Origin of the sequence: Nisaea acidiphila (assembly GCF_024662015.1) — a bacterium.
GTDB classification, from domain to species: domain Bacteria; phylum Pseudomonadota; class Alphaproteobacteria; order Thalassobaculales; family Thalassobaculaceae; genus Nisaea; species Nisaea acidiphila.
The window spans coordinates 2,092,216-2,113,878 of the sequence record NZ_CP102480.1; the positions used below are offsets into that span (position 1 = coordinate 2,092,216).

Below are 21,663 nucleotides of genomic sequence, written 5' to 3' on the forward strand. Positions count from 1 at the left end.
CCAGTAGCGTGGTTGTTAGTTAGCGTTGACCGCGACACGGACCGGCGCGTCGCTGTTCATCGCAAATTGTTCCTTCGCACCCTTGAGCCATTCGGCGTAGTCGGCCTCGTTGAGGGCCTTCACGACGATCGGCATATAGGCGTGGCGGATACCGCAGATCTGGTTGCACTGTCCGTAGAAAGTGCCTTCCTTGTCGAACTGCATCCAGGTCTCGTTGGTCCGGCCGCCGATGGCGTAGATCTGAACCACCGCGGACGGCACGAAGAAGGAATGGAACACGTCGTTACTGGTGACCAGAACCTGGATCTTCTTGCCGACCGGAACAACCAGCGGATTGTCGACATCGAGCAGGCGCCGGCCATTTGCCTTCTGCAGATCCTCGCCTTCGAGCAGATAGCTGTCGAACACGATCTCTTCGTCCGGATACTCGTATGACCAGTACCACTGGTTGCCGATGACCTTGACGGTCATGTCCGGCTCGTAGGTTTTGTCGAGATAATAGAGGTTCTTGAATGACGGGACCGCGACCACCACAAGTATAATGACCGGCACTGCCGTCCAGAGGATCTCGATCAGCGTGTTGTGCGACGTCCGGGACGGGTTCGGATTGGCCGACGCCCGGTAGCGGATGCAGACATAGATGAGGAGTGCGAGAACGAAGACCGTGATCGCCGTGATCAGCACCAGGAGATAATCGTGGAACTCGCCGATCCGGACCCCGACCGGGGAGACCGGGTCCTGGAGACCAAGCTGGTAAGGCTGCGACGTGCGGACTTCCTCCGCACCTGCCGGCAGCGATAGTGCCGCGATCAACAGAAGGGGCAGCGCCGCGAGTTGCGCGAGGCTGGAGATTGCCCGGTTATAGAACCTCATGGTGTCCGCTCTCTCCGCGTTATTCATTCTCGGGCCGTTTTTAACGTCAGGCGCGGCCCTTCACAAGGGTATCGCAATACACCGTCCGCCTCATTGCGTGAAGACAATTCGACTGGCCCCCGCCGATCGGCAAGCGATCCGCGACGAAGTGACGCGCCCGCGGGGTTTGGCTTGCCAGATTGCAGCTAACCCCGTTCCGCGCCGTGACTTTATGAATAGCGGGACCATATGGTATCCAAAACGCGGACAAAGACGGCACGCGACAGATGCTGCCGAATCAGGAGCGGACTGAATGAGCGACCTCAGCAAGACGGACGAACTCTTCTTCGAGCGCAGCGGGATGGATCTTGATCGCGTCGGACGCATCGTCGACGAGGCGCTGCACGGTGCCGATGACGGCGAACTGTTCCTAGAGTACCGGCAAAGCGAGAGTCTCGCGTTCGATGATGGCCGCCTGAAGACCGCTTCCTTCGATTCCACCCAGGGCTTCGGTCTCCGGTCCATCGCGGGCGAAGCGCATGGTTACGCCCATGCTTCCGATCTTTCGGAAGCCGCAATCAAGCGCGCGGCCGACACTGTTTCCAGCGTGCAGCACGGTTACGGCGGTACGCTCGCAGCACCGCCGGCCGCCAGCAACGCGGCGCTCTATACCGACGCCAATCCGCTTGCCCTGACCCCCTTCGGCGACAAGGTCGACCTTCTGAAGGAAATTGACGCCTATGCTCGCGCCCGGGATCCCCGGGTCAAACAGGTCAGTGCCTCCCTTGCCGGCTCCTGGCAGGCCGTGCAGATCCTCCGCGCCGGAGGACACAGGGTCGCTGACATCCGTCCGCTCGTCCGGTTGAATGTCTCCGTCGTCATGGCGGAAGGCGACCGGATGGAAAGCGGCAGCTGCGGCGCGGGCGGCCGGGTCGCCTACGACATCTACCTGACACCGGAGCAATGGAAAGCGCAGGTCGACGAGGCGATGCGGATCGCCGAGGTTAATCTCACCTCGATCGCGGCGCCGGCGGGCGAAATGGAAGTGGTGCTCGGCAACGGCTGGCCCGGCGTGATGCTTCACGAAGCGGTCGGTCACGGCCTTGAGGGCGACTTCAACCGCAAGAAAACCTCCACCTTCTCGGGGATGATCGGCCAACGGGTTGCGTCTCCGGGTGTCACCGTTGTCGATGACGGCACCATCCACGACCGCCGCGGCTCGATCAGCATCGATGACGAGGGCACGCGCAGCCAGCGCAACGTTCTCATCGAGGACGGGATCCTCGTCGGCTACATGCAGGACCGGCAGAACGCGCGCCTAATGGGCATGGAGCCGACCGGCAACGGCAGGCGTCAGAGCTTTGCACACAACCCGATGCCCCGCATGACGAATACCTTCATGGAGGCCGGCGACAAGGATCCGGGCGAAATCCTCGCCTCGGTGAAGAAGGGGCTCTACGCGGTGAATTTCGCCGGCGGCCAGGTCGACATCACTTCCGGCAAGTTCGTGTTCTCCGCCAGCGAGGCCTATCTGATCGAGGACGGAAAGATCGGCGCCCCGGTCAAAGGCGCGACGCTCATCGGTAACGGCCCGGACGCGATGAACCAGATCGCCATGATCGGCAACGACCTCGCCCTGGACGACGGAATCGGTACCTGCGGCAAGAGCGGTCAGGGTGTGCCGGTCGGGGTCGGCCAGCCGACCCTCAAGATGACGGGCGTGACTGTCGGCGGCACCGCCATGTAGGCATGGATTAACGTCTCATGGCCGGTCGTTAACCTAATATTAGCCTAAATTCTATTTACTTCCCCGCGTAGCCACTCGGGACAGCCGGTGGTTGTTCGGCTTCACGGGAGACAAATCGTGCGTGACGTGCTCGGCGCCATTGCGCTTTTGCTCATCAGCACTTTTTTGATCGCAGGCATGATGCTTACCGGACCGGTGCAGACCGACCGGACGCTCGCCGCGATTTTCCCGCCATGGTTTGACCGGACGACCGTACTCGGAGCCGTTTCGGAATCCGGCGGCATGATGCTGCGTCATGGAGGACTTGAAACGGTCGCACTTGTTCGGCTCAACCGGCCCGACGCGGTCGAACAGCTTAAGAATTCCGGAGCCTGGGCCGTGGTCGATCCCACCGGGTTATTCGGTTGCGCAGGCGTCAAAGGTAGCGCGGCGCCTGTTTTCCTGAAGGAGATCTGAAGATGGGCACGTTGGGCCTGATCCGCGCGAAAGCGGTCAACTTCCTTGCAATATTCATCGCCGCGCACGTCCTGTTGATTGGGGCATTGGGATTCCTGCTCGACACCCACCTGATCGCGCCCACCGCAGGAGCCGCAGCATTCGCCGTTCTCTGCGGACTCGCCGCCTGGAAGGCACCGAACCAAAGCCTGACCCGGATCACGCTGTCGATCGCGCTGATGGTGATGGTGTCCCTGGTCGTGTTCCAGTTCGAAGGTCACCCCTGGCAGATCGACATCCACATGTACTACTTCGCATGCTTGGCGATTCTGACCACGCTCTGCGACATCCGGGCCGTGATTGCCGCGACGGCTGCCGTCGCCGTGCATCACCTGTCGCTCAACTTCCTCTTCCCGGCCGCGATCTTTCCGGACGGCGCCGATTTCGGCCGCGTCGTCGTACATGCAGTCATCGTCGTACTCGAAGCGGTTATCGTCGGTTGGCTTTCCTACACGGTCGCACAATCCTTCATGACCTCGGACTCGGCCTTGCACGAGGCTGAGGAAGCGAAGGCCGAAGCAGAGCGCCTCGGGCGCGAGCAGATGGAGCAGGAACGCCAGATGCAGGCGCGGAAGGCGGAGGAAATGTCGGCTCTCGCAGATACCTTCTCCTCCACTGTCGGCTCGATCGCCGTCACGGTCGCAAGCGCGACCACGGAACTCGGCCGCAATGCGAGCGAGATGAACTCGGTCGCGGGCTCTCTCGCCTCCCAGTCGCAGGCCGCCAACGAGAACACGGCCTCCGCCGCCGACAATGTCCGGACGGCGGCCCAGGTCACCGAGGAACTCGCGCGCTCCTTCTCCGAAATCGGCGAGCGCGTCGCCGAGGCCAGCGCGGTTACCCGGGAGGCCGTCGATCAGGCAAGCCAGACCAACGAGACGGTTTCCGGACTTGCCAATGCGGTCGACAAGATCGGCGAGTTTCTGAAACTGATCAACGACATCGCCGAGCAAACCAACCTGCTTGCCCTCAACGCGACCATCGAGGCGGCGCGTGCCGGCGAAGCCGGCAAGGGCTTCGCGGTGGTCGCGACCGAGGTGAAGAACCTCGCCTCGCAGACGGCGGAAGCGACGGAAACCATTTCCGCCCAGATCCAGGCAATCCAGGAAGAGTCGAACCGGGCCGTCACCGCGATCTCGACGATCCTCGAAACCGTCTCCAAGGTCGACGGCATCTCGGCCGGGATCGCCGCCGCGATCGAAGAGCAGGTCGCCGCCACGAACGAGATCTCCAATCAGGTCACCCAGGCCAGCGAACGCAGCAGCAGTGCCTCCGAGGGCATGAGCGCCCTGAATGCGGAAAGCACGCGCAGCGGCGAAGCGGCCCAGTCGATGCTGAGCGCCTCGGAGCAACTCGCGCAGGACACCAGCCGCCTGCGCTCGGAGATCGACGGCTTTCTCAGCCGGATCAAGGCCTCCTAGGCCTTATCCCGACTGTCAGACCGAAGAGGGTTCCGGCGCCTTGCCGGAACCCTCTTTTGCTTTGGGACGGGTTTCCCGGTAGCCGATATAAAGCCCCGCGGCGGCGACCAGCGCGCCGCCCGCGAAGGTCATCGCATCCGGCATCTCGCCCCAGAACAGGGCACCGAACAAAACCGCCCAGAGCATCGCCGAGTACTCGAATGGCGCGATGATCGCGGCCGCCGCGAAACGGAATGCCGAGGTCATGAGAAACTGCCCCACGCCGCCGAGCACACCGAGTGCGACGAGCACCGGCCAATCGCCCGGCTGCGGCGTGATCCAGACGCCCGTGGAGCCGATGGCACCGACGATGAGCGCGGCAACGCTGGTATAGAACACGATGGAAACGCTGCTCTCCGTATCGGACATCCGCCGCGCCAGCACCATGCCGAGCGCGAAGCAGAAGGAGGCGGCGATCGGCAGGATCGCGTAGGGCGAGAAGACGTCGCTTCCAGGCCGGACGATGATCACCACGCCGACGAACCCGACCAGTATCGCCGACAGCCGCCTTATGCCGACTTTCTCGCCCAGTATCGGCACGGAAAGCGCCGCGGCGAACAACGGCGAGGCAAAAGCCAGGGTCACCACTTCGGCCAATTCCAGCTTGGCAAGCGCGAAGAAGAAACAGAGCATCGCCCCGGTGCCAACCGTCGCGCGCGCCAGATGCGCGCGCCATCGCCTCGTCCGCAGGACGGTGAGACCGCCGGTAAGAGCAACGATGACCAACAGGGGGATGAGTCCGAACCCGGCACGGAAAAATATGATCTGGATGCTCGGAAAACCGGCGGACAGCCATTTGATCACCGCATCCATTACGGAAACGGTGAAGACGCCGGCGATCATCAGGGCTATTCCGCGGCCGGCAGCCGTGCTGTCGTCAATTCGTCCGTGCATCGTTCAGATCTTCCGGAGATGCCGCCATCTCCGGACAGATCCGGCGACGGCTCAATACCGTTGATATTCGTACAGAGGATCGATCTGCCCCTGCCATTCACCGTGATAGAGATCGAGCAGGCGGTCGGCGGGCGATTTTCCGGAATCGGCCACTTCCTGAAGCCAGTTGAGGAAACCGCTCTCGTCGTTTCCGGCAGAGTCGGTCCGGGCGCGGCGCTTCAGGCCATGACGCGAGATTTCGATCATCTGTTTTGCGAGATCCTGAACGGTACCGTCCCGGAACCCGGTCTGCAAGCCGGTCTTTGGCACGGCGTCACGCATCTGGGACATCTCTTCAACGCTCCAGCCGGCGATCAGATCCGCGGCCGCCTGCTGTGCATCCGAATCGTAGAGAATGCCCGTCCAGAGCGCAGGCAGCGCGCAGATATTGCGCCACGGCCCGGTATCAGCGCCGCGCATCTCGATATATTTCTTCAGCCGGACCTCGGGGAAACTGGTCGTCATGTGATCCGTCCAGTCGCCCATGAAGGCCTCCTCGCCTTCATAGCCCTCAAGCTCGCCCGCCATGAACTTGCGGAAGCTCTTTCCGGAAACGTCCTGATACTCCCCGTCGCGGTAGAGGAAGTACATCGGCACGTCGAGCATGTAGTCGACATAGCGCTCGAACCCGAAGCCGTCCTCGAAAACGAAAGGCAACATACCGCAACGGTCCGGATCGGTATCGGTCCAGACATGCGAACGGTAGCTCTTGAACCCGTTCGGCTTGCCCTCGGTGAAGGGCGAATTGGCGAAGAGCGCGGTTGCAACCGGCTGCAGGGCGACGCTGATGCGAAATTTCTGCACCATGTCGGCTTCGCTCTCGAAATCGTAGTTCGCCTGCACAGTGCAGGTGCGCTTCATCATGTCGAGACCGAGCGTGCCGACCTTCTGCATGTAGGCGCTCATCACGACGTAGCGCCCTTTCGGCATGAACTCGATCTCCTCGCGAGTCGAGGTCGGATCGAAGCCGGCGCCGAGCATGCCGACGCCGAGCGGATCGTTGACTTCCTTGATCTGCGCCAGGTGGGTGTGCACCTCGTCGCAGGTCTGGTGCAGGTTCTCCAGCGGCGCGCCGGAAAGCTCGAACTGCCCGCCCGGCTCAAGCGTGATCGCGCATCCGCTATGGCTCAGCGCGATGACGTTCTCGCCCTCATAGATCGGTTCCCAGCCGAACTTGTCGACCAGGCCCTGCAGGATGGCGCCGATGCCGTCACGGCCGAAATAGGGCAGCCGTTTGTGGTCGCTGAGACGGAAGGGAAATTTCTCGTGCTCCGTGCCGATACGCCAGTCTGCGCGCGGCGTACAGGCGGATTCCAGATCCTCGACGAGCTGCGCCTTGCCGACGATGGGATCGCCCTTGGCGCCAGGGGGACGGGACATGTTTCCTCCGGTGGGATCAGACGGGATGCGTGCCCTCGGGCACCGCTCTCAGGTTACAGATCAAGTCCGTCAGGACGTTCCATGGTCCAATCCCCGGCTACCGCCTGCCAACAGGCCAGCGCCGCGAGCGCTGCCGTGTCGGAACGCAGCAAACGCGGTCCTAGACTAACGGGTGTAACAAAGGAACTTTGGCGCAGCCGGTCAAGTTCACGATCGGCAAAACCTCCTTCTGGACCAATCAACAATCCGCAAGGGGTTCCCCCCTTGAAAGGAGGCTCGGACAACACATGGGCAATCGGCGTTCCGGCGCCGGTCTCGTCGCAGACGATCAGCGGACGCTCCGTGGGCCAGGCCTCGAGCAGAGCCTCGAACCGCATCGGATCGCGTATTTCCGGAACGCTGAGCCGCGCGGTCTGCTCGGCCGCCTCGGTCGCATTTGCGAGCAGGCGGTCGGTGTTCACGCGCTCGACCATGGTACGCTCGGTAAAGACCGGCCAGAGCACGGAAGCTCCGAGCTCGGTCGCCTTTTGAGCAGTGAAATCGATGCGCGCGCGCTTGATCGGAGCAAATACGAGCCAGATATCCGGTTCGGCGCGCTGCGGACGGCGCTGCGCTTTCAACGTGAGCGAGGTCCAGCCCTTGCCGATCCCGTCGATCTCCGCGATCCACTCCCCGTCGCGGCCGTTGAACAGCGCAACGCGGGCGCCCGGCCCAAGCCGGAGCACATGCTTCAGATAATGGGTCTGACCGGTCTCAAGGCCAACGGTTGCGCCCGCGGCGAGGTCGGTGCTCACGAAGAGCCGGGTCTCGATCTTGTCACTCATCCAGCCTCACGCCCGGGAGATGCGATACTGCGACCGCCCGATCACTCTCCTCCCGGTCCTTGCCGGGAAGTGCCGCCCGGTTTATGCAGAAGCCACCATGACCGCAAGCGATATCGCACGCAACGACTGGGTCGACCGGCTGCTTCCCACCGGCCTCCGCCCCTATGCCCGCCTGATGCGGCTGGACCGGCCGATCGGCACCTGGCTTCTGCTTCTACCCTGCTGGTGGGGACTTGCGCTCGGCTGGCAGGCGACGGACAAGGCGCTGCCCGTCCTCGACCTGATCTGGCTCTATATACTGTTCAGCCTGGGCGCGACGATCATGCGCGGCGCCGGCTGCACGATCAACGATCTCTGGGACCGGGATTTCGACCGCCAGGTCGCGCGCACGGTCGAGCGGCCGATCGCAAACGGCGACCTGTCCGTCCGTCAGGCCCTTGCCTTTCTCGTTCTGCAACTCGGCGCCGGGCTGCTCATCCTATTGCAGCTCAACCGGACCTGCTGGCTGCTCGGCGTGCTCGTGCTGGTGCTGGTCGTCACCTACCCGCTTTTCAAGCGGGTGACCTACTGGCCGCAATTCGTCCTCGGTCTCACCTTCAACTGGGGCGCGCTGATGGGCTGGGCCGCCGTGACAGGCGACATCCAGCTTGCCAACAGCGTGCTCTATGTCGCCGGCATCGTCTGGACGCTCGGGTACGACACGATCTACGCCCATCAGGACAAGGAGGACGACGTGCTGATCGGCGTGAAATCCTCCGCGCTGGCTCTCGGGGAGCGCACGGTGCCGTTCCTCTGGGCGGTCTATCCGCTGACCCTTGCCGGGATCGCGATGAGCGGCGCCCTGGTCGGTCTCGGATGGCCGTTCTATCTTCTCCTCGGCGCCGCCGGCGCGCAGCTTCTCTGGCAGATCCGCACGATCGACATAGACGATCCGAAAGGCTGCCTTCTCCGCTTCCGCTCCAACCGGTATTTCGGCTGGATCGTCACCCTGGCGATCCTCCTCGGATGACGCCCGGCGGCGGGCTTTCGATTCCAGCGGAATTCGTCCTCCGCAACACCGAGCTTGTTACCGCCCCCCTGGTTCCCGAAATCCGGCTGCACCTTGCGACGGACATCAGCCCGCTCTGGGAGGCCACCGAGGAGGAGCTGCAACGACACGGGCTGCCCCCACCCTACTGGGCTTTCGCCTGGGCCGGCGGTCAGGCACTGGCGCGATATGTCATCGATCATCCAGCGACCGTCGCCGGACGCCGAGTCCTGGATGTCGGCGCTGGCTCAGGTATCGTGAGCCTCGCCTCGTTATGGGTGTCGGCTGCGACAGTCGTTGCCAACGATATCGATCCTGTCTCCGCCCTTGCGGTCAGGCTGAACGCCGAGGAGAACGGCCTTTCCGCAGGGTTGGATATCGCCTGCCGCGACATGCTCGACGAACCGGCTCTGGCCGATGACGGCGGCCCGCTCTTCGATACCGTGCTGGCCGGTGATGTCTTCTACGAACGCGGCATGGCGGAACGGGCGCTCGCCTGGCTACGGCGCCACGCGGCGGCCGGCGCTCTTGTCCTGGTCGGAGATCCCGGCCGCGCCTATCTGCCGAAAGGCGGCATGGTCCATTGCGGTCGCTACCAGGTTCCGGTTCCGGCCGAACTTGAGGACAGGGAAGTAAAGGAAACCTCGATCTGGCAACTAGCCGAAGACGCGGGGCTTATCCCAAAACGATCGTGAAGCGCGGATCCTCGAAGGCAGCAACGTTTTCGCCAAGCGCGACCGCGAGTGCCGCACGGCGCTCGCGGTTCTCTTCCCCGAGCATGGAGAGTATCCACTCCTCCAGGTCCGGCCGATCCCCGAAATACCGGTGAACCGCCGCCAGCTTCGCCCGCTGCCCAAGGCTTACGAAACGCCGGTTCCGCGCCTCGACCTCGGCCAGAGCGACAGGACTGCCTTCAAGCGCGAGCGCCCCTCGCCTCGTGATGTAGCATCCGGCCCGCCGGACGGGCCGGCCGTCGCCGAGATCGATCACCTCCTCTTCGAAGGTTCCGTAGACATAGCTCTCGCCGACATTCTCCGTCTCGTGCATGCGCGCGAGCTGAGACTCGGTCAGCCATGTCACCGCCACTCGGACCTCGGTGCCCGGACTTGAATGGAGCGTCGCGGGGACCGAGCCATAACCCGCCAGATGGGCGCAATAGACCACGTCATACCCATGCATCCAGGCCCAGGTTACCGGGATCTCGCAACCCGGTCCGATACCGAATTTCCGGCGCAGTTGCTCCGGCGCGCGATTCGAGCCGACGGCAATAACCGGATGCCGCTCCGAAAGGTCGACCTCGCCACGGAACGTTTCCGCGCGGCCTTCCGTAAAGACGTAATCGTGAGGCGGCGCCGCATAGGGATAGCCGTAAGCGCGCTGCAATCCTGCGTTGTCGTGAGGGACCACCTGCGTTGAAACCCCGCCTGAGCAGTGAATCTGTGAATACTTAATTGAGACAAGACGACGCCTCTCCGGAAAACCGAAGATATCGGCCAATCTGCCGTTACGCAAATCGCTTTCGATTTATCATAGCACGCTCAACACTTTACCGCATTGCAGCATAAAAACTGAAATTCCTGGATTCATTATTTGGCGCCATTTCAGACTTAACAAATGCATCGGCGAATTTTCTTATTATTATTAGGTTAATGTTAAAACATGGAGAGGAAACTCGCATCCGGATCGGACTCTCGGGAAATTTCCGATGCAGTTTTGGCGAAACGTAAAGTTTCGGCGGGGACAAATGCTTGCAAGCAAATGACCGACGCATGGGGGCATGCTTCGGATCTCGCTGGAATCGAGCGCTTTCGCGGTACGAGGGGGCAATAGGCCTGGCCGGAGAACGGTTACCCGTCTCCGGGAAAAAAGAACAAAACAATGAAACAGGACCGGAGGATCGGCAAATGGGGCCAATAGACGAAACAGTGGAACTTTCAGAGCAGGTTTCCACGGAAAACCAAAATCCGAAACGCCGAGGTTTGGGAGTCGGTGGCAAGCTTTATTTTGCGATCGGCAGCATGTTTGTGATCACCGTTCTCGCGGCCTCCGTGGCAATTTGGGCGTTCGGCGATCTGCGGCGCGCGATGGAACGCTTCACCGGGGAATCGCTTCCCGCGATCAAGGTTTCGCTTGAGATGGCCGCGGTAAGCGCGGGCGTCGCGGCAAAGGCTCCCGAGATCATGACCGCGCGTTCCGAAGAGGAACGCACCTCGATGACAGGCGAGATCGAGCAACTCCTTTCAAGGCTTGAAGGACAGGTCGGCAATCATCCGTCCCTTACAGAAGAACAGCGGCAAAACAGCTTCGGTATGATCGCGACCTTCAGGACCGGGATACAGGGCCTCGACTCGAAGATGCACGAGAAATCCATGATCGAGGCCTCCATAAGCCGGAAGGTCTCGGACATGCTCGCGGCCCATGAGGCATTCCTGAACGAACTTACGCCATTGGTGGACGAGGGAAATGCAAACCTCGTGACGACGGGCGAGCAGACGATCGAGACTTCGGCCCAGCTGATCCAGGACCTGCTCCGCGGCGAAGTGAATGCGCTCCAGGCCGGTCTTCGCCTCAACGCGAACCTGCGCCAGCTCCTCGCCACGCTGGCCCGGGCGGCGGCAACGGTCGATTTCGAGGCGGTTGCGCCGCTTCAGGACCGTTTCGATGCGATTGTTGTCGACCTGTTGACCTACGAGGCCCTGCTTCCCGAGACGAAGGAAGCCAACGCGCTGAAAGCCTACACGGAAGAAATCCTGGCGCTCAGCGAGGGCGAGGATTCGATGTTCGCGATCCGGGCGACAGAGCTCGACTTCAACAAGTCGCTCACCTTCCAGGAAACTCTCGACCTCAAGGAAAAACGTACGGCGCTCGACACCAAACTGGCCGAGCTCGAAGCGCAGTTCTCGTCGAAGGTCGAACCGGTCGTCAACGCGGCAACCCGCAACCTCGCCCTCGGGAGCCGGAAGTTGAATGCAACCATCAGCGACACGATCGGTGGACTGGTGAACGGCGATATGGCCCGCCTGCAGGTAATGCTGCAGCTCGCCGCGGAAGCCAATCTCGCGGCCGGCCTTCTTAACTCCGCGGCAAGCGCTCCGGATGCTGCCGCCCTCACCGCGCTTGCCGCGCGTTTCGACACGGCAAGAGACGATGTGGAGAAGGATATCGCCGCCTTTACGGCACAAGCCGAGAATCAAAGCATTCCAGAACTGGCCACGCAGATGGTGAATTTCGGAGCCGGAGCGGAGGGGATATTCGCGCTCCGACAGAAGCAGCTGGAACTTGAGGCGGGCGCACTGAACGCGCTGGCCGAGAGCCGGACCACGTCGGAAACGATCAAGAGCTCGGTCGAAACGCTCGTCGGCAATGCCGAAACGGCCGCCGCCGAAAGTGAGATGCAGGCCCTGAAAGTCATTCAGGATAGCCAGAACCTTCTGTTCGCCGCTGTCGCTATCAGCGCGGCCGCAGGCATCCTGATCGGCTGGCTGCTCGTCTCGCAACAAGTGGTGCGCCGCCTTACCGGCCTTGCCGATACAATGGGCGTGATCGCGGATGGAGATCTGGAGACCGAGGTGAACACGTCCGGCAGAGACGAAATCTCCGCCATGGCCCGCACCGTCGAGGTATTCCGCGACAACGGGCGGGAAGTGGAACGACTGCGCACGGAACAGCAGCGCGCCGAAGCGCGTGCGACCGAAGAACGGCGCAAGGCAATGGTGAATCTCGCCGATACGTTCGAGCAGTCGGTCAAAGCCATCGTCGATCAGGTCGGCCGGTCGGCGGAAGAAATGGAAAAGAGCTCGGAGACCATGGTCAACGCCTCCGAACAGGTGAGAATGGAATCCAGCGGTGTGCTTTCCGTCGCCGAAGTCACCTCCAGCAACGTCAGCACCGTTGCGGCGGCGGCCGAGCAGCTGGCCGCTTCGGTGCAGGAGATCAGCGCCAACATCTCCGAGACCTCCCGAGTCGCGCAACAGGCTGCCGACAAGGCCCAGATGACGGATCGCATCGTCGCCAGTCTCGACGAGGAGTCGCAGAAGATCGGCGAAGTGGTGAAGCTGATCACCGATATCGCGGAACAGACCAACCTGCTCGCGCTGAATGCCACGATCGAGGCGGCCCGCGCCGGCGATGCCGGCAAGGGCTTCGCCGTGGTCGCCTCCGAGGTGAAGAACCTCGCGACGCAGACCGCCAAGGCGACGGAGGAAATCTCCGCCCAGATCGATGCCGTGCAGGCCAACACGAACCAGGCGGTCGATGCGATCCGCGAGATCGGCACCCTGATCGGCGACATGACCGAGAAGATGGTGGCGGTCTCCAGTGCGGTCGAGGAACAGGGTGCCTCGACAGACGAGATCGCCCGCTCCTCCTCCGAAGCCGCGCAGAGCACCAGCCAGGTCAGTGCGACCATGGATGGGATGATGGGCGTGGCTGGCGAAGCCGGCACCACGGCCGACCAGGTGCTGTCCGCCGCCAAGGGGGTCGCGTCGCAGGCCCAGACACTGAATCGGGAGGTCGCGACCTTCCTCAACAAGGTAAGAAACGACAGTTAACAGATAAGGTAAATTCTGCCCTCGACTGAAGGGATTTCGGGCGGGCCGCCAGGCCCGCCCGTTTCATTTCCTGTATGGCAATTAGGTGAATTGCCTGTTAATTCTTAGGCATATTTTAGCTTAAGGCCCCACAATAACTTCCTAAAAACATTATCTTTTTATCCTTGCAAAGGCCGCGGCGATTCCGCTGATATTGCGGGTGCGAAGATCCGTTTCGCTTGCGCGATTTACGCATTATGCTGAATTTTTTTATGGTAAACGCAGAAGCCGGCTTTCCCGGCGAAATCCGGAACACGACTTAGGGGTGCCTGCTACCGTGGTTGACTCGATGCATGTGGATGAAACCGACTCTCCCAGCGAAGAAAACGTGGGAGAGACCGTCAGAAAGCGGTTGCGGTTCGGGGTTGGAGGAAAGCTCTATTTCGCCCTTCTCGGCATTACCCTGATCACAATCGTCGGTATCGGCATTTCCCTCACAGCCTTCTTCGCTTTGAAGGACACACTGCAACTCTTCACCGGCAACTCGATCCCGGCGATCAAGAACTCGATGGCCCTCGCGAACACCAGCGCGAGTATCGCGGCGACGGCGCCGGCGCTGGTCAGCGCCTCCACGGAGGAGGAGCGCACGGAGATCCAGGACGGCATGCGGGTGGGTCTGGACGACCTCCGCGGCCGGCTGGAGGCCTTGACGACCCTGACCGACGAGCAGCGCGAAAAGATCTCCGCTCAAGTCGGCGAAATCGAGAGCGCCCTGACGAATTTGCAATGGACCATCAGCCGCCGTGAGGAATTGCGCGGCGATATGGACAAATTGACCAAATCGATCAACCAGGCCCACGCCCAGTTTGTCGCCGAGGCGATCCCGATCGTCCAGAACGCCAACGCAGCGCTTGAGTTCCGCGGTGACGAAACGATCGGGAATGCAGTGACCGCCGTCGAGGAACTGCTCGAAGGCGAAGTTCTGCAGTTGCAGTCCGGCCTGAAAGCGGCCGCAGCCGGGCACCAGATGCTTGCGGTTATCGCCGTGACCAATTCCGCGGGCTCTCCGGAAATGGTCGACATGTTGAAAGACGAGTTCGACCAAAGCTCGAACGAGGTTTATGACGCGGTAAACAATCTCGCGGACACGGAAAACTCGGTCGTGCTCCGGGATGTCGCCCTCGGCCTGAGCCTATTCGGCCTTGGGGACAAATCGGTTTTCGCGTTGCGGAAGCAAGAGCTAAACAAGGGTTCCCTCGGAATCGGCGAGCAACTCCAGATCGACATCAAGAGAGTCGCGATCAAGGCGGAAGTCGCCGAATTGACGAGCAAGTTCAAAGCGGCAATCGACCCGGTCGTCACCGAGGCGAGCTACAAGCTCATCGCCGGCGGAGAGAAACTGACCGAGGCCGTCGAAACCTCGATCTCGACCCTGGTCAAAGAAGACGCGGGCACGATCCGGAACGCGCTCGAGCTGGTTGCCCAGGCTAACCTGGCGGCGGGCTTGCTGAATGCAGGTGCGGTTGCGACCGACGCCGAGGCGGTGAAACAGATCACCTATCAGTTCCACGCGGCGAACGACGCGTTGAACGTTGCCCTGGAGGAGTTCCGCGATCGCGGCATCGACGAGTTCACCGCGGACAAGGCGGAAGAACTCAGCTCTTTCGGCATTGGCGCTTCGTCGGTCTTCGAGACCCGCAACGAACTGATCGACATGGAAAATGCGGCGGCCACCACGTTGGAGCAGGCTCGCCAGAGCGTGTCCGCGATGATCCACGAGGTGGATCTGCTGGTCGCGGAGGCCGAAGAGCAGGCTGCGGTCAGCGAGGCCTCGGCCATGGCGACCATCGAGCAAAGCGTCCAGCTTCTCGCGCTCGTCGGAGTCGGGAGCGTTGCCCTGAGCATACTCATTGGCTGGATGCTCGTGCGCCGTCAGGTGGTGCGCCGGATCAACGGTCTTGCGGAAACGATGGGCGTGATCGCGGACGGAGACCTCGAAACCGACGTCGACACTACCGGCTCCGACGAAATCTCGGTGATGGCGCGCACGGTGGAGATCTTCCGCGACAACGGCCGCGAGGTCGAGCGGCTGCGAGAGGAACAACAGCGTGCCGAAGCCCGCTCGGCTGAAGAACGCCGGCAAGCGATGCGCGATCTCGCGGACACTTTCGAACAATCGGTGAAAGCTATCGTCGATCAGGTCGGCCAGTCTGCCGGGGAGATGGAACGCAGCTCGGAAACCATGGTCACCGCCTCCGAACAGGTGAAATCCGAGTCGACCGGCGTGCGTTCGATCGCCGAAGCCACCTCGAACAACGTGAACACCGTCGCCGCCGCTGCGGAGGAACTCGCGGCCTCGGTGCAGGAAATCAGCGCGAATATCTCCGAGACATCCCGGGTCGCGCAGCAGGCTGCCGACAAGGCACAAAGCACGGACCGCATCGTCGCCAGCCTGGACGCGGAATCCCAGAAAATTGGCGAAGTGGTAAAACTGATCACCGATATCGCCGAGCAGACCAATTTGCTCGCCCTCAATGCCACGATCGAGGCGGCCCGCGCCGGCGATGCCGGCAAGGGCTTCGCCGTCGTGGCGTCGGAAGTGAAGAACCTCGCGACCCAGACCGCGAAGGCGACCGAAGAAATTTCCGCACAGATCGATGCCGTTCAAGCCAATACAAACCAGGCCGTCGACGCCATTCGCGACATCGGAAACCTTATCGGCGACATGACGGAGAAGATGATCGCCGTCTCCAGCGCGGTAGAGGAGCAGGGCGCTTCGACCGACGAGATCGCACGCTCCTCCTCCGAGGCGGCACAAAGCACCAATCAGGTCAGTTCGACTATGAACGAAATGATGGGTGTTGCCGGCGAAGCCGGTGCGAACGCAGATCAGGTACTGTCCGCGGCCAAAGGCGTCGCGGCGCAGGCGCAGTCTCTCGATCGCGAGGTTCAGAGCTTCCTCAACAAGGTGCGTTCGGACAACTAACCGGACGTCCGATTACCCGGTCAGAGGGCGGGATCGGTACGATCTCGCCCTTTTTCGCATCGCGAGTGGAAATTGTTGCCGCCGCGAACGGACAACCGTGCGTCACCACCGAATGCGTCGACTACACGATAAATCCGCATAAAAATTAACCTTAAGGCGAAGAAATAAGCTATTAATTTTACTCAATTTTTCGAACTTGATCTCTCGCAATCCCTAGTCGCAAAGTGTGAATAGCGGGCGTCTGCCGCACCGCACAATGACGCCGGATTTGGCGTCACGTTGGGGGACCGCGCTCCTGATCGGCCGATCCGGGAGCTTGCATTTGAGATGGGGGATCTTGAGCCGTGGACCAGGCAATCGATTCTGATGGCGAGATCGACGTTCCGGACGAGGCGGAAGAAAAGCGCCCCGTAAGACGAAGGAGCATCGGCGTTGGCGGCAAGCTCTACATGGCGCTCAGCGGTATCACACTGATTACCATCGCTGCGGCGGTGATTTCCATCTTCGCTTTCACCACGCTGCAGAAAACGCTGGATCAGTTTACCGGCACCTCGATCCCGGCGATCAAGGACTCGATGGCGCTTGCAAATGCCAGCTCGAATATCGCCGCGACCGCCCCTGCGCTGGTCAGCGCGGCGACCCAGGAAGAACGCGACGCCATTCAGGCGGACATGCAGGGCGGGATCGAGCAACTCCGCGCCCGCCTCGACCAGATGGCCTTCATCGACGATGCGGCGCGCACAAGCCTTTCCGGCCTGATCGGCGAGATCGAAAGCTCGTTGACCGAGCTGCAGGCCCAGATCAGCCTCAGGAACGAGCTGCGCATCGCACTCGACACCACCTCCGCGAACCTCAGGAAGGAACAGCGTCTCTTCGTCTCAGGCGCCTTGCCTCTGGTGCGTCAGGCCAGCGACACCCTGCAACAACGGGGGCAAACCGCCATCGTCACGTCCGGCGACGCCGTCGAAAATTTGCTCTCTCAGGAAATGATCCAGCTCGAAGCGGGATTGCGGACCGCCGCCCAGGGCTACGAGATGCTCTCCGTGATCGCGCTCTCCGCTACGGCCGAGACCGACGCCGAAGTCGATGCCATCGAGCGGCATTTCAAGGAGACCGCCGGCCAGATCAATGACGCCGTGAACATGCTGGATGACAGCGACGCGGCCTATGACTTGCGTCAGATCGGACTGAAGCTGATCTTTTTCGGCAAAGGCTCCAAGTCCGTCTTCGACCTTCGCAAGGCCGAGCTCGCCGGCGAAGACGCCAACGGCCAACGCCGCGATCGCATCGATGCCGAGGTCGCCAAGGTCACGGAAGCCTTCAAGGGTTCGATCGACCCGGTCATCAACGAAGCGACGGCAAGACTGAACGCCGGCGGCGCGGGACTGGTCGAAAATATCAAGGACTCGATTTCCAAACTGATCCACGAGGATGTCGGCACCATTCGGGACGCGCTTGAGCTCGTCGCCGAAGCGAACCGCATCGCCGGCCTGCTGAACGCGGCCGCCGGCGCGCCCGACACAGCCGCGGTCGGGCAGATTTCAAGCGAGTTCGTGCTCTCCAACAACGGCCTGGTGAACGCGCTCAATCACTTCCGCGACCGGCTCGATCCCCTGACGCTGGAAAGCGGGGACCTCCTGATTGCTTTCGGTACCGGCGACAATTCGATCTTCGCGATCCGCGGAAAGTATCTCGAAGCCGAAGCCGCCTCCCAGGCGGCCCTTGCCCAGAGCCGAGCCGCCGTCACGACAATGTCGGAAGAGGTCGGCCGCCTGGTCGCCCTCGCCGAGACCGAAGCCGCGGCGAGCGAGAAATCAGCCCGCCTGGTGGTGACCCAGAGCCGCTATTTCATGTTCGCGGTCTGCGGTGTGAGCGTGGTGCTCAGCCTGCTGATCGGCTGGCTGCTTGTTTCCCGCCAGGTGGTGCAGCGGATCACCGGTCTCGCGGAAACGATGGGCGTGATCGCCGACGGCGATCTGCAGACCGAGGTGGACACCTCCGGCGCCGACGAGATCTCCACCATGGCCCGCACAGTCGAGGTGTTCCGCGAGAACGGTCTCGAGGTCGAGCGGCTGCGCGAGGAACAACGGCGCGCCGAGGCCCGCTCCGCCGAGGAACGCCGCACGGCAATGCTGAACCTCGCCGACACTTTCGAGAAATCGGTGAAGGCCATCGTCGATCAGGTCGGCCGGTCGGCGGAGGACATGGAGAGAAGCTCCGAGACCATGGTCAACGCGTCCGAGCAGGTGAAGAGCGAGTCCACCGGCGTGCGGTCGATCGCCGAGGCGACCTCGACCAACGTCAACACCATGGCCGCCGCAGCCGAGGAACTTGCGGCCTCGGTGCAGGAGATCAGCGTCAATATCTCAGAGACCACCCGCGTGGCGCAGCAAGCCGCCGACAAGGCCCAGACGACGGACCGCATCGTCGCCAGCCTCGACGAGGAATCGCAGAAGATCGGCGAGGTGGTCGGCCTCATCACCGACATCGCGGAGCAGACCAATCTGCTGGCCCTCAACGCCACCATCGAAGCGGCACGCGCCGGCGATGCGGGCAAGGGCTTCGCCGTCGTCGCCTCCGAAGTCAAGAACCTCGCGACGCAGACGGCCAAAGCCACCGAAGAGATCTCGAACCAGATCAATGCGGTGCAGGCGAACACCACGCAGGCGGTCGATGCGATCCGCGAGATTGGCACCCTGATCGGCGACATGACCGAGAAGATGGTGGCGGTCTCCAGCGCGGTGGAGGAACAGGGAGCCTCGACAGACGAGATCGCCCGCTCCTCTTCCGAGGCGGCACAGAGCACCAATCAGGTAAGCTCCACCATGGAAGGCATGATGGGCGTCGCCGGAGAGGCCGGGACCACGGCCGACCAGGTGCTGTCCGCCGCAAAAGGCGTCGCCACGCAGGCCCAGTCGCTCAATAGAGAGGTCGAGACCTTCCTCAACAAGGTCAGAAGCGGTACCTAGGCGGAAATCGTCCCGGCGGGCGAGTCCTCACGGCTCGCCCATTCCCGCCGGAGGATCGCATAGACGAAATCCTCCGCCCAGGCGCCCTTGAAGAACTCCTTCTCCCGGTAATGCGCCTCGCGCCGCATGCGGAGCTTCTCCATCAGCTTCCAGGACGCAATGTTGCGCACGTCGCAATGGGCGCTGATCCGGTGCATGCCGAAATGAGCGAAGCCCAGTTCCAGCGCCTTCCGCGCCGCCTCCACCGCGTAGCCCCGCCCCTGATGGCGCGGATCGAACACGTAGCCGATCTCGCCCTGCAAATGCTCCCGGCTGAGCAGCTGCAGTTTCAGGTTTCCGAGATAGGCACCGTCCTCGCGCCGCTCCACCGCGATCTTCAGCTCGTCCCCGTCAGCTTCCAGAACAGGCGGCGTCATGTACCGCGCGAGTGCTTCCGGCGCCTCCTCGCGGGTCATCGGATCGCCGTAGAGCATCGCGACCACCTCGGGGTTGGAGCGCAACCGGAAGACATTCCCCAGGTCGTCCTCGCGATAGGCCCTGAGACAGAGCCGCTCGGTCAATACCGGCAAGTCGAGCGCGGTCCGTAGCAGATCACGATCAGCCACGGCTCAGCTCTCGAGCGGCAGACGGTCGGTGTTGCCCAGCAGGTCGGCCGCTGTCTCGCCGCTACCCTCGGCCGTTCCGACCTCGATCTCCTCGATCCGTTCGCCCCGTCGGGTGATCTTGTTCGTCGAAGTGCGGATGTCGCGGATGTCCTTCTCCGCCTGATTGAAATGGGTCTCCAGCTTGCCGACCCGGTCGTCCAGCCGCCCGACATCCACCAGCATCGTGCGGACCTCCTTCTGGATGACATGCGCCTGCTCGCGCATCCGGGCGTCCTTCAGCACCGCGCGCACCGTGTTCAGGGTCGCCATCAGGGTGGTCGGAGAGACGATCCAGACCCGCTCCTTCCAGGACTGCTCGACCACATGCGGCAGGTTCGCATGCAGCTCGGCATAGATCGCCTCGGACGGCAGGAACATCAGCGCGGACTCCGCCGTCTCGCCCGGCACGATGTAGCGCGACGCGATGTCCTTCACATGCTTCAGAATCGCCGCCGCCATCTGCTTGCGGGCCTGCTCGCGCTCGGTATCGGTCGAGGCGTTGGTGAGCGCGTGGTAGCTCTCCAGCGGGAACTTGGCGTCGATGGCGATCGAGCCTGGCGGGTTCGGCAGGTCGATCAGGCAGTCGACCCGCCGGTTCTCTCCGACCTGCGCCTGGAAGCGGTAGGCGTTGGGCGGCAGGATCGAGCTCACGAGATCGTTCAGCTGGATTTCCCCGAAGGCACCGCGCGCCTGCTTGTTGGAGAGGATGTCCTGCAGCCCGACAACCTGGGTCGACAGCTCGGTGATGTTCTTCTGCGCCGCGTCGATCACCGCGAGACGCTGCTGCAGCTCGGAAAGCGAGGTCTGTGCCTTGGTGCTGGATTTTTCCAGGCTCTCGCCGACCTTGCGAGTGACGTCGGCCAAGCGCTCGTCCAGCCGTTTGGCGACCTCGCGCTCCTGAACCTGCATCAGCTCGGCGATCTTCGCCTGGGCCGCCGCGTGATTTTCGGAGAGCTGGGTCACCCGGCCCGCAAGTTCGGCCTGCGCCGCCGCGGCGCGTTCCGCCTGTTCCGCCTGACGCCGCGCGGCCTCCTCCAGCGCCGCCGAGAGACGCGGGTCGGAGCCCCGCCCGCGCAGCAGCGCCACGACCGCGACCAAGACCGCCAGAACGGCGATCGCCGCCAGCGCGAGCGTCAGCCCATCCATGCCTGTATCCACTTGTCCACCATGTCTCCGCGAATCACTCATTCTACCACGGGACGGTGCCGCCGCCGCGCTTGACCTCGGAAGACCGATCCCCTACGTCAAGGGCGGCTAGCAACAAATTCGACATATAGAGCATGAGCACGCGCGACATCGTCTGGGCGCCGGACAAAGTGCTGAAGACCAAATGCACTCCGGTCGAAAACATCGACGACGAGATCCGGCAGATCCTCGACGACATGCTGGAGACCATGTACGACGCCCCCGGTATCGGGCTGGCGGCGCCGCAGGTCGGCCTGACCAAACGGCTGATCGTGATCGATGTCGCCGCCAAGGGCGAGGAACCGCAGCCGCTCAAGCTCGTCAATCCTGAGATCTCCTGGTCCTCCGACGAACTCAGCACCTACGAGGAAGGGTGCCTCTCCCTGCCCGGCCACTATGCCGAGGTGACGCGCCCGGCGGAGGTGAAGGTCAGATATCTGGACGAGTCCGGCGAGGAGCGCGAGATCGCGGCGGACGGGCTGCTCGCCACCTGCCTGCAGCATGAGATCGATCATATCGACGGCATCCTTTTCATCGATCACCTCTCCGCCCTGAAGCGGAACATGATCCTGAGGAAGATGACCAAGGCGAAGAAACAGCGCGCCGAAGACAAAGCGGCCTAGGAATCACTC

The 21,663-nt window shown here is 62.4% G+C and carries 16 protein-coding genes; 9 read left to right on the top strand and 7 right to left on the bottom strand.

Features of this window, described 5'->3' with window-relative positions; translation table 11 throughout:
- Nucleotides 1-15: 15 nt before the first annotated feature.
- Entirely contained in the window at nucleotides 16-873 is an 858-nt protein-coding gene (gene coxB, locus NUH88_RS09715) for a cytochrome c oxidase subunit II (RefSeq protein WP_257771749.1), read from the bottom strand.
- A gap of 292 nt (nucleotides 874-1,165) precedes the next feature.
- On the opposite strand from coxB, the gene tldD reads away from it, so the two are divergent.
- The 3 genes from tldD to NUH88_RS22260 all read left to right on the top strand — a co-directional run bounded on the left by tldD (nucleotide 1,166) and on the right by NUH88_RS22260 (nucleotide 4,515).
- Nucleotides 1,166-2,599 carry a metalloprotease TldD gene (gene tldD / locus NUH88_RS09720; RefSeq protein ID WP_257771751.1) on the top strand — a complete coding sequence of 478 codons (1,434 nt, stop codon included), beginning with the start codon at nucleotides 1,166-1,168 and terminating at the stop codon, nucleotides 2,597-2,599.
- 117 nt (nucleotides 2,600-2,716) lie between these two features.
- Entirely contained in the window at nucleotides 2,717-3,055 is a 339-nt protein-coding gene (locus NUH88_RS09725; RefSeq protein ID WP_257771752.1) for a hypothetical protein, read from the top strand.
- Nucleotides 3,056-3,057: 2 nt separating this feature from the next.
- Nucleotides 3,058-4,515: a methyl-accepting chemotaxis protein gene (locus NUH88_RS22260; protein WP_308220094.1), complete on the top strand. Its 1,458-nt coding sequence runs from the start codon at nucleotides 3,058-3,060 to the stop codon at nucleotides 4,513-4,515.
- Between the two features lie 15 nt (nucleotides 4,516-4,530).
- Here the strand turns inward: NUH88_RS22260 and NUH88_RS09735 are convergent, their stop codons facing one another.
- The 3 genes from NUH88_RS09735 to NUH88_RS09745 are packed head-to-tail and all read right to left on the bottom strand — an operon-like array spanning nucleotide 4,531 to nucleotide 7,691.
- Nucleotides 4,531-5,448 carry a DMT family transporter gene (locus NUH88_RS09735; RefSeq protein WP_257771754.1) on the bottom strand — a complete coding sequence of 306 codons (918 nt, stop codon included), beginning with the start codon at nucleotides 5,446-5,448 and terminating at the stop codon, nucleotides 4,531-4,533.
- Nucleotides 5,449-5,499: 51 nt separating this feature from the next.
- The gene (locus tag NUH88_RS09740; RefSeq protein WP_257771757.1) at nucleotides 5,500-6,867 is read right to left on the bottom strand and encodes a glutamate--cysteine ligase; all 1,368 of its coding nucleotides are present in this window, start codon (nucleotides 6,865-6,867) and stop codon (nucleotides 5,500-5,502) included.
- Between the two features lie 53 nt (nucleotides 6,868-6,920).
- Entirely contained in the window at nucleotides 6,921-7,691 is a 771-nt protein-coding gene (locus NUH88_RS09745) for a 16S rRNA (uracil(1498)-N(3))-methyltransferase (protein WP_257771759.1), read from the bottom strand.
- 97 nt (nucleotides 7,692-7,788) lie between these two features.
- Here NUH88_RS09745 and ubiA point away from each other — a divergent pair, with 97 nt between their 5' ends.
- Nucleotides 7,789-8,700 carry a 4-hydroxybenzoate octaprenyltransferase gene (gene ubiA / locus NUH88_RS09750; RefSeq protein WP_257771761.1) on the top strand — a complete coding sequence of 304 codons (912 nt, stop codon included), beginning with the start codon at nucleotides 7,789-7,791 and terminating at the stop codon, nucleotides 8,698-8,700.
- Nucleotides 8,697-9,413: a class I SAM-dependent methyltransferase gene (locus NUH88_RS09755; protein WP_257771763.1), complete on the top strand. Its 717-nt coding sequence runs from the start codon at nucleotides 8,697-8,699 to the stop codon at nucleotides 9,411-9,413. Before ubiA ends, NUH88_RS09755 begins: the two co-directional genes overlap by 4 nt.
- On the opposite strand, the gene NUH88_RS09760 is transcribed toward NUH88_RS09755, so the two are convergent.
- Nucleotides 9,394-10,125 carry a hypothetical protein gene (locus tag NUH88_RS09760; RefSeq protein WP_257771765.1) on the bottom strand — a complete coding sequence of 244 codons (732 nt, stop codon included), beginning with the start codon at nucleotides 10,123-10,125 and terminating at the stop codon, nucleotides 9,394-9,396. The genes NUH88_RS09755 and NUH88_RS09760 overlap by 20 nt on opposite strands.
- Nucleotides 10,126-10,736: 611 nt before the next feature.
- On the opposite strand from NUH88_RS09760, the gene NUH88_RS09765 reads away from it, so the two are divergent.
- From NUH88_RS09765 to NUH88_RS09775, 3 genes are all read left to right on the top strand, one after another.
- Nucleotides 10,737-13,268, top strand: a complete 2,532-nt coding sequence (locus tag NUH88_RS09765) for a methyl-accepting chemotaxis protein (protein ID WP_257771767.1) — start codon at nucleotides 10,737-10,739, stop codon at nucleotides 13,266-13,268.
- Between the two features lie 367 nt (nucleotides 13,269-13,635).
- Nucleotides 13,636-16,233, top strand: a complete 2,598-nt coding sequence (locus NUH88_RS09770; RefSeq protein WP_257771769.1) for a methyl-accepting chemotaxis protein — start codon at nucleotides 13,636-13,638, stop codon at nucleotides 16,231-16,233.
- A gap of 344 nt (nucleotides 16,234-16,577) precedes the next feature.
- Nucleotides 16,578-19,202, top strand: a complete 2,625-nt coding sequence (locus NUH88_RS09775) for a methyl-accepting chemotaxis protein (RefSeq protein ID WP_257771771.1) — start codon at nucleotides 16,578-16,580, stop codon at nucleotides 19,200-19,202.
- On the opposite strand, the gene NUH88_RS09780 is transcribed toward NUH88_RS09775, so the two are convergent.
- Nucleotides 19,199-19,807, bottom strand: coding sequence for a GNAT family N-acetyltransferase (locus NUH88_RS09780; protein WP_257771772.1), 609 nt, complete (start codon nucleotides 19,805-19,807; stop codon nucleotides 19,199-19,201). The two genes, NUH88_RS09775 and NUH88_RS09780, sit on opposite strands and share 4 nt — an antisense overlap.
- A 3-nt stretch (nucleotides 19,808-19,810) precedes the next feature.
- Nucleotides 19,811-20,992, bottom strand: a complete 1,182-nt coding sequence (locus NUH88_RS09785; protein WP_257771774.1) for a DNA recombination protein RmuC — start codon at nucleotides 20,990-20,992, stop codon at nucleotides 19,811-19,813.
- A gap of 134 nt (nucleotides 20,993-21,126) precedes the next feature.
- On the opposite strand from NUH88_RS09785, the gene def reads away from it, so the two are divergent.
- Nucleotides 21,127-21,654: a peptide deformylase gene (def, locus tag NUH88_RS09790; RefSeq protein WP_257771775.1), complete on the top strand. Its 528-nt coding sequence runs from the start codon at nucleotides 21,127-21,129 to the stop codon at nucleotides 21,652-21,654.
- Nucleotides 21,655-21,663 lie beyond the last annotated feature (9 nt).

Bases quoted from the DNA above. Each gene is read 5' to 3' on its own strand.
- NUH88_RS09755 (WP_257771763.1), top strand. From the start codon at position 8,697: ATGACGCCCGGCGGCGGGCTTTCGATTCCAGCGGAATTCGTCCTCCGC.
- NUH88_RS09740 (WP_257771757.1), bottom strand. From the start codon at position 6,867: ATGTCCCGTCCCCCTGGCGCCAAGGGCGATCCCATCGTCGGCAAGGCG.
- coxB (WP_257771749.1), bottom strand. From the start codon at position 873: ATGAGGTTCTATAACCGGGCAATCTCCAGCCTCGCGCAACTCGCGGCG.
- NUH88_RS09765 (WP_257771767.1), top strand. From the start codon at position 10,737: ATGTTTGTGATCACCGTTCTCGCGGCCTCCGTGGCAATTTGGGCGTTC.
- NUH88_RS09745 (WP_257771759.1), bottom strand. From the start codon at position 7,691: ATGAGTGACAAGATCGAGACCCGGCTCTTCGTGAGCACCGACCTCGCC.
- NUH88_RS09735 (WP_257771754.1), bottom strand. From the start codon at position 5,448: ATGCACGGACGAATTGACGACAGCACGGCTGCCGGCCGCGGAATAGCC.
- def (WP_257771775.1), top strand. From the start codon at position 21,127: ATGAGCACGCGCGACATCGTCTGGGCGCCGGACAAAGTGCTGAAGACC.
- ubiA (WP_257771761.1), top strand. From the start codon at position 7,789: ATGACCGCAAGCGATATCGCACGCAACGACTGGGTCGACCGGCTGCTT.
- NUH88_RS09785 (WP_257771774.1), bottom strand. From the start codon at position 20,992: ATGGATGGGCTGACGCTCGCGCTGGCGGCGATCGCCGTTCTGGCGGTC.
- NUH88_RS22260 (WP_308220094.1), top strand. From the start codon at position 3,058: ATGGGCACGTTGGGCCTGATCCGCGCGAAAGCGGTCAACTTCCTTGCA.
- tldD (WP_257771751.1), top strand. From the start codon at position 1,166: ATGAGCGACCTCAGCAAGACGGACGAACTCTTCTTCGAGCGCAGCGGG.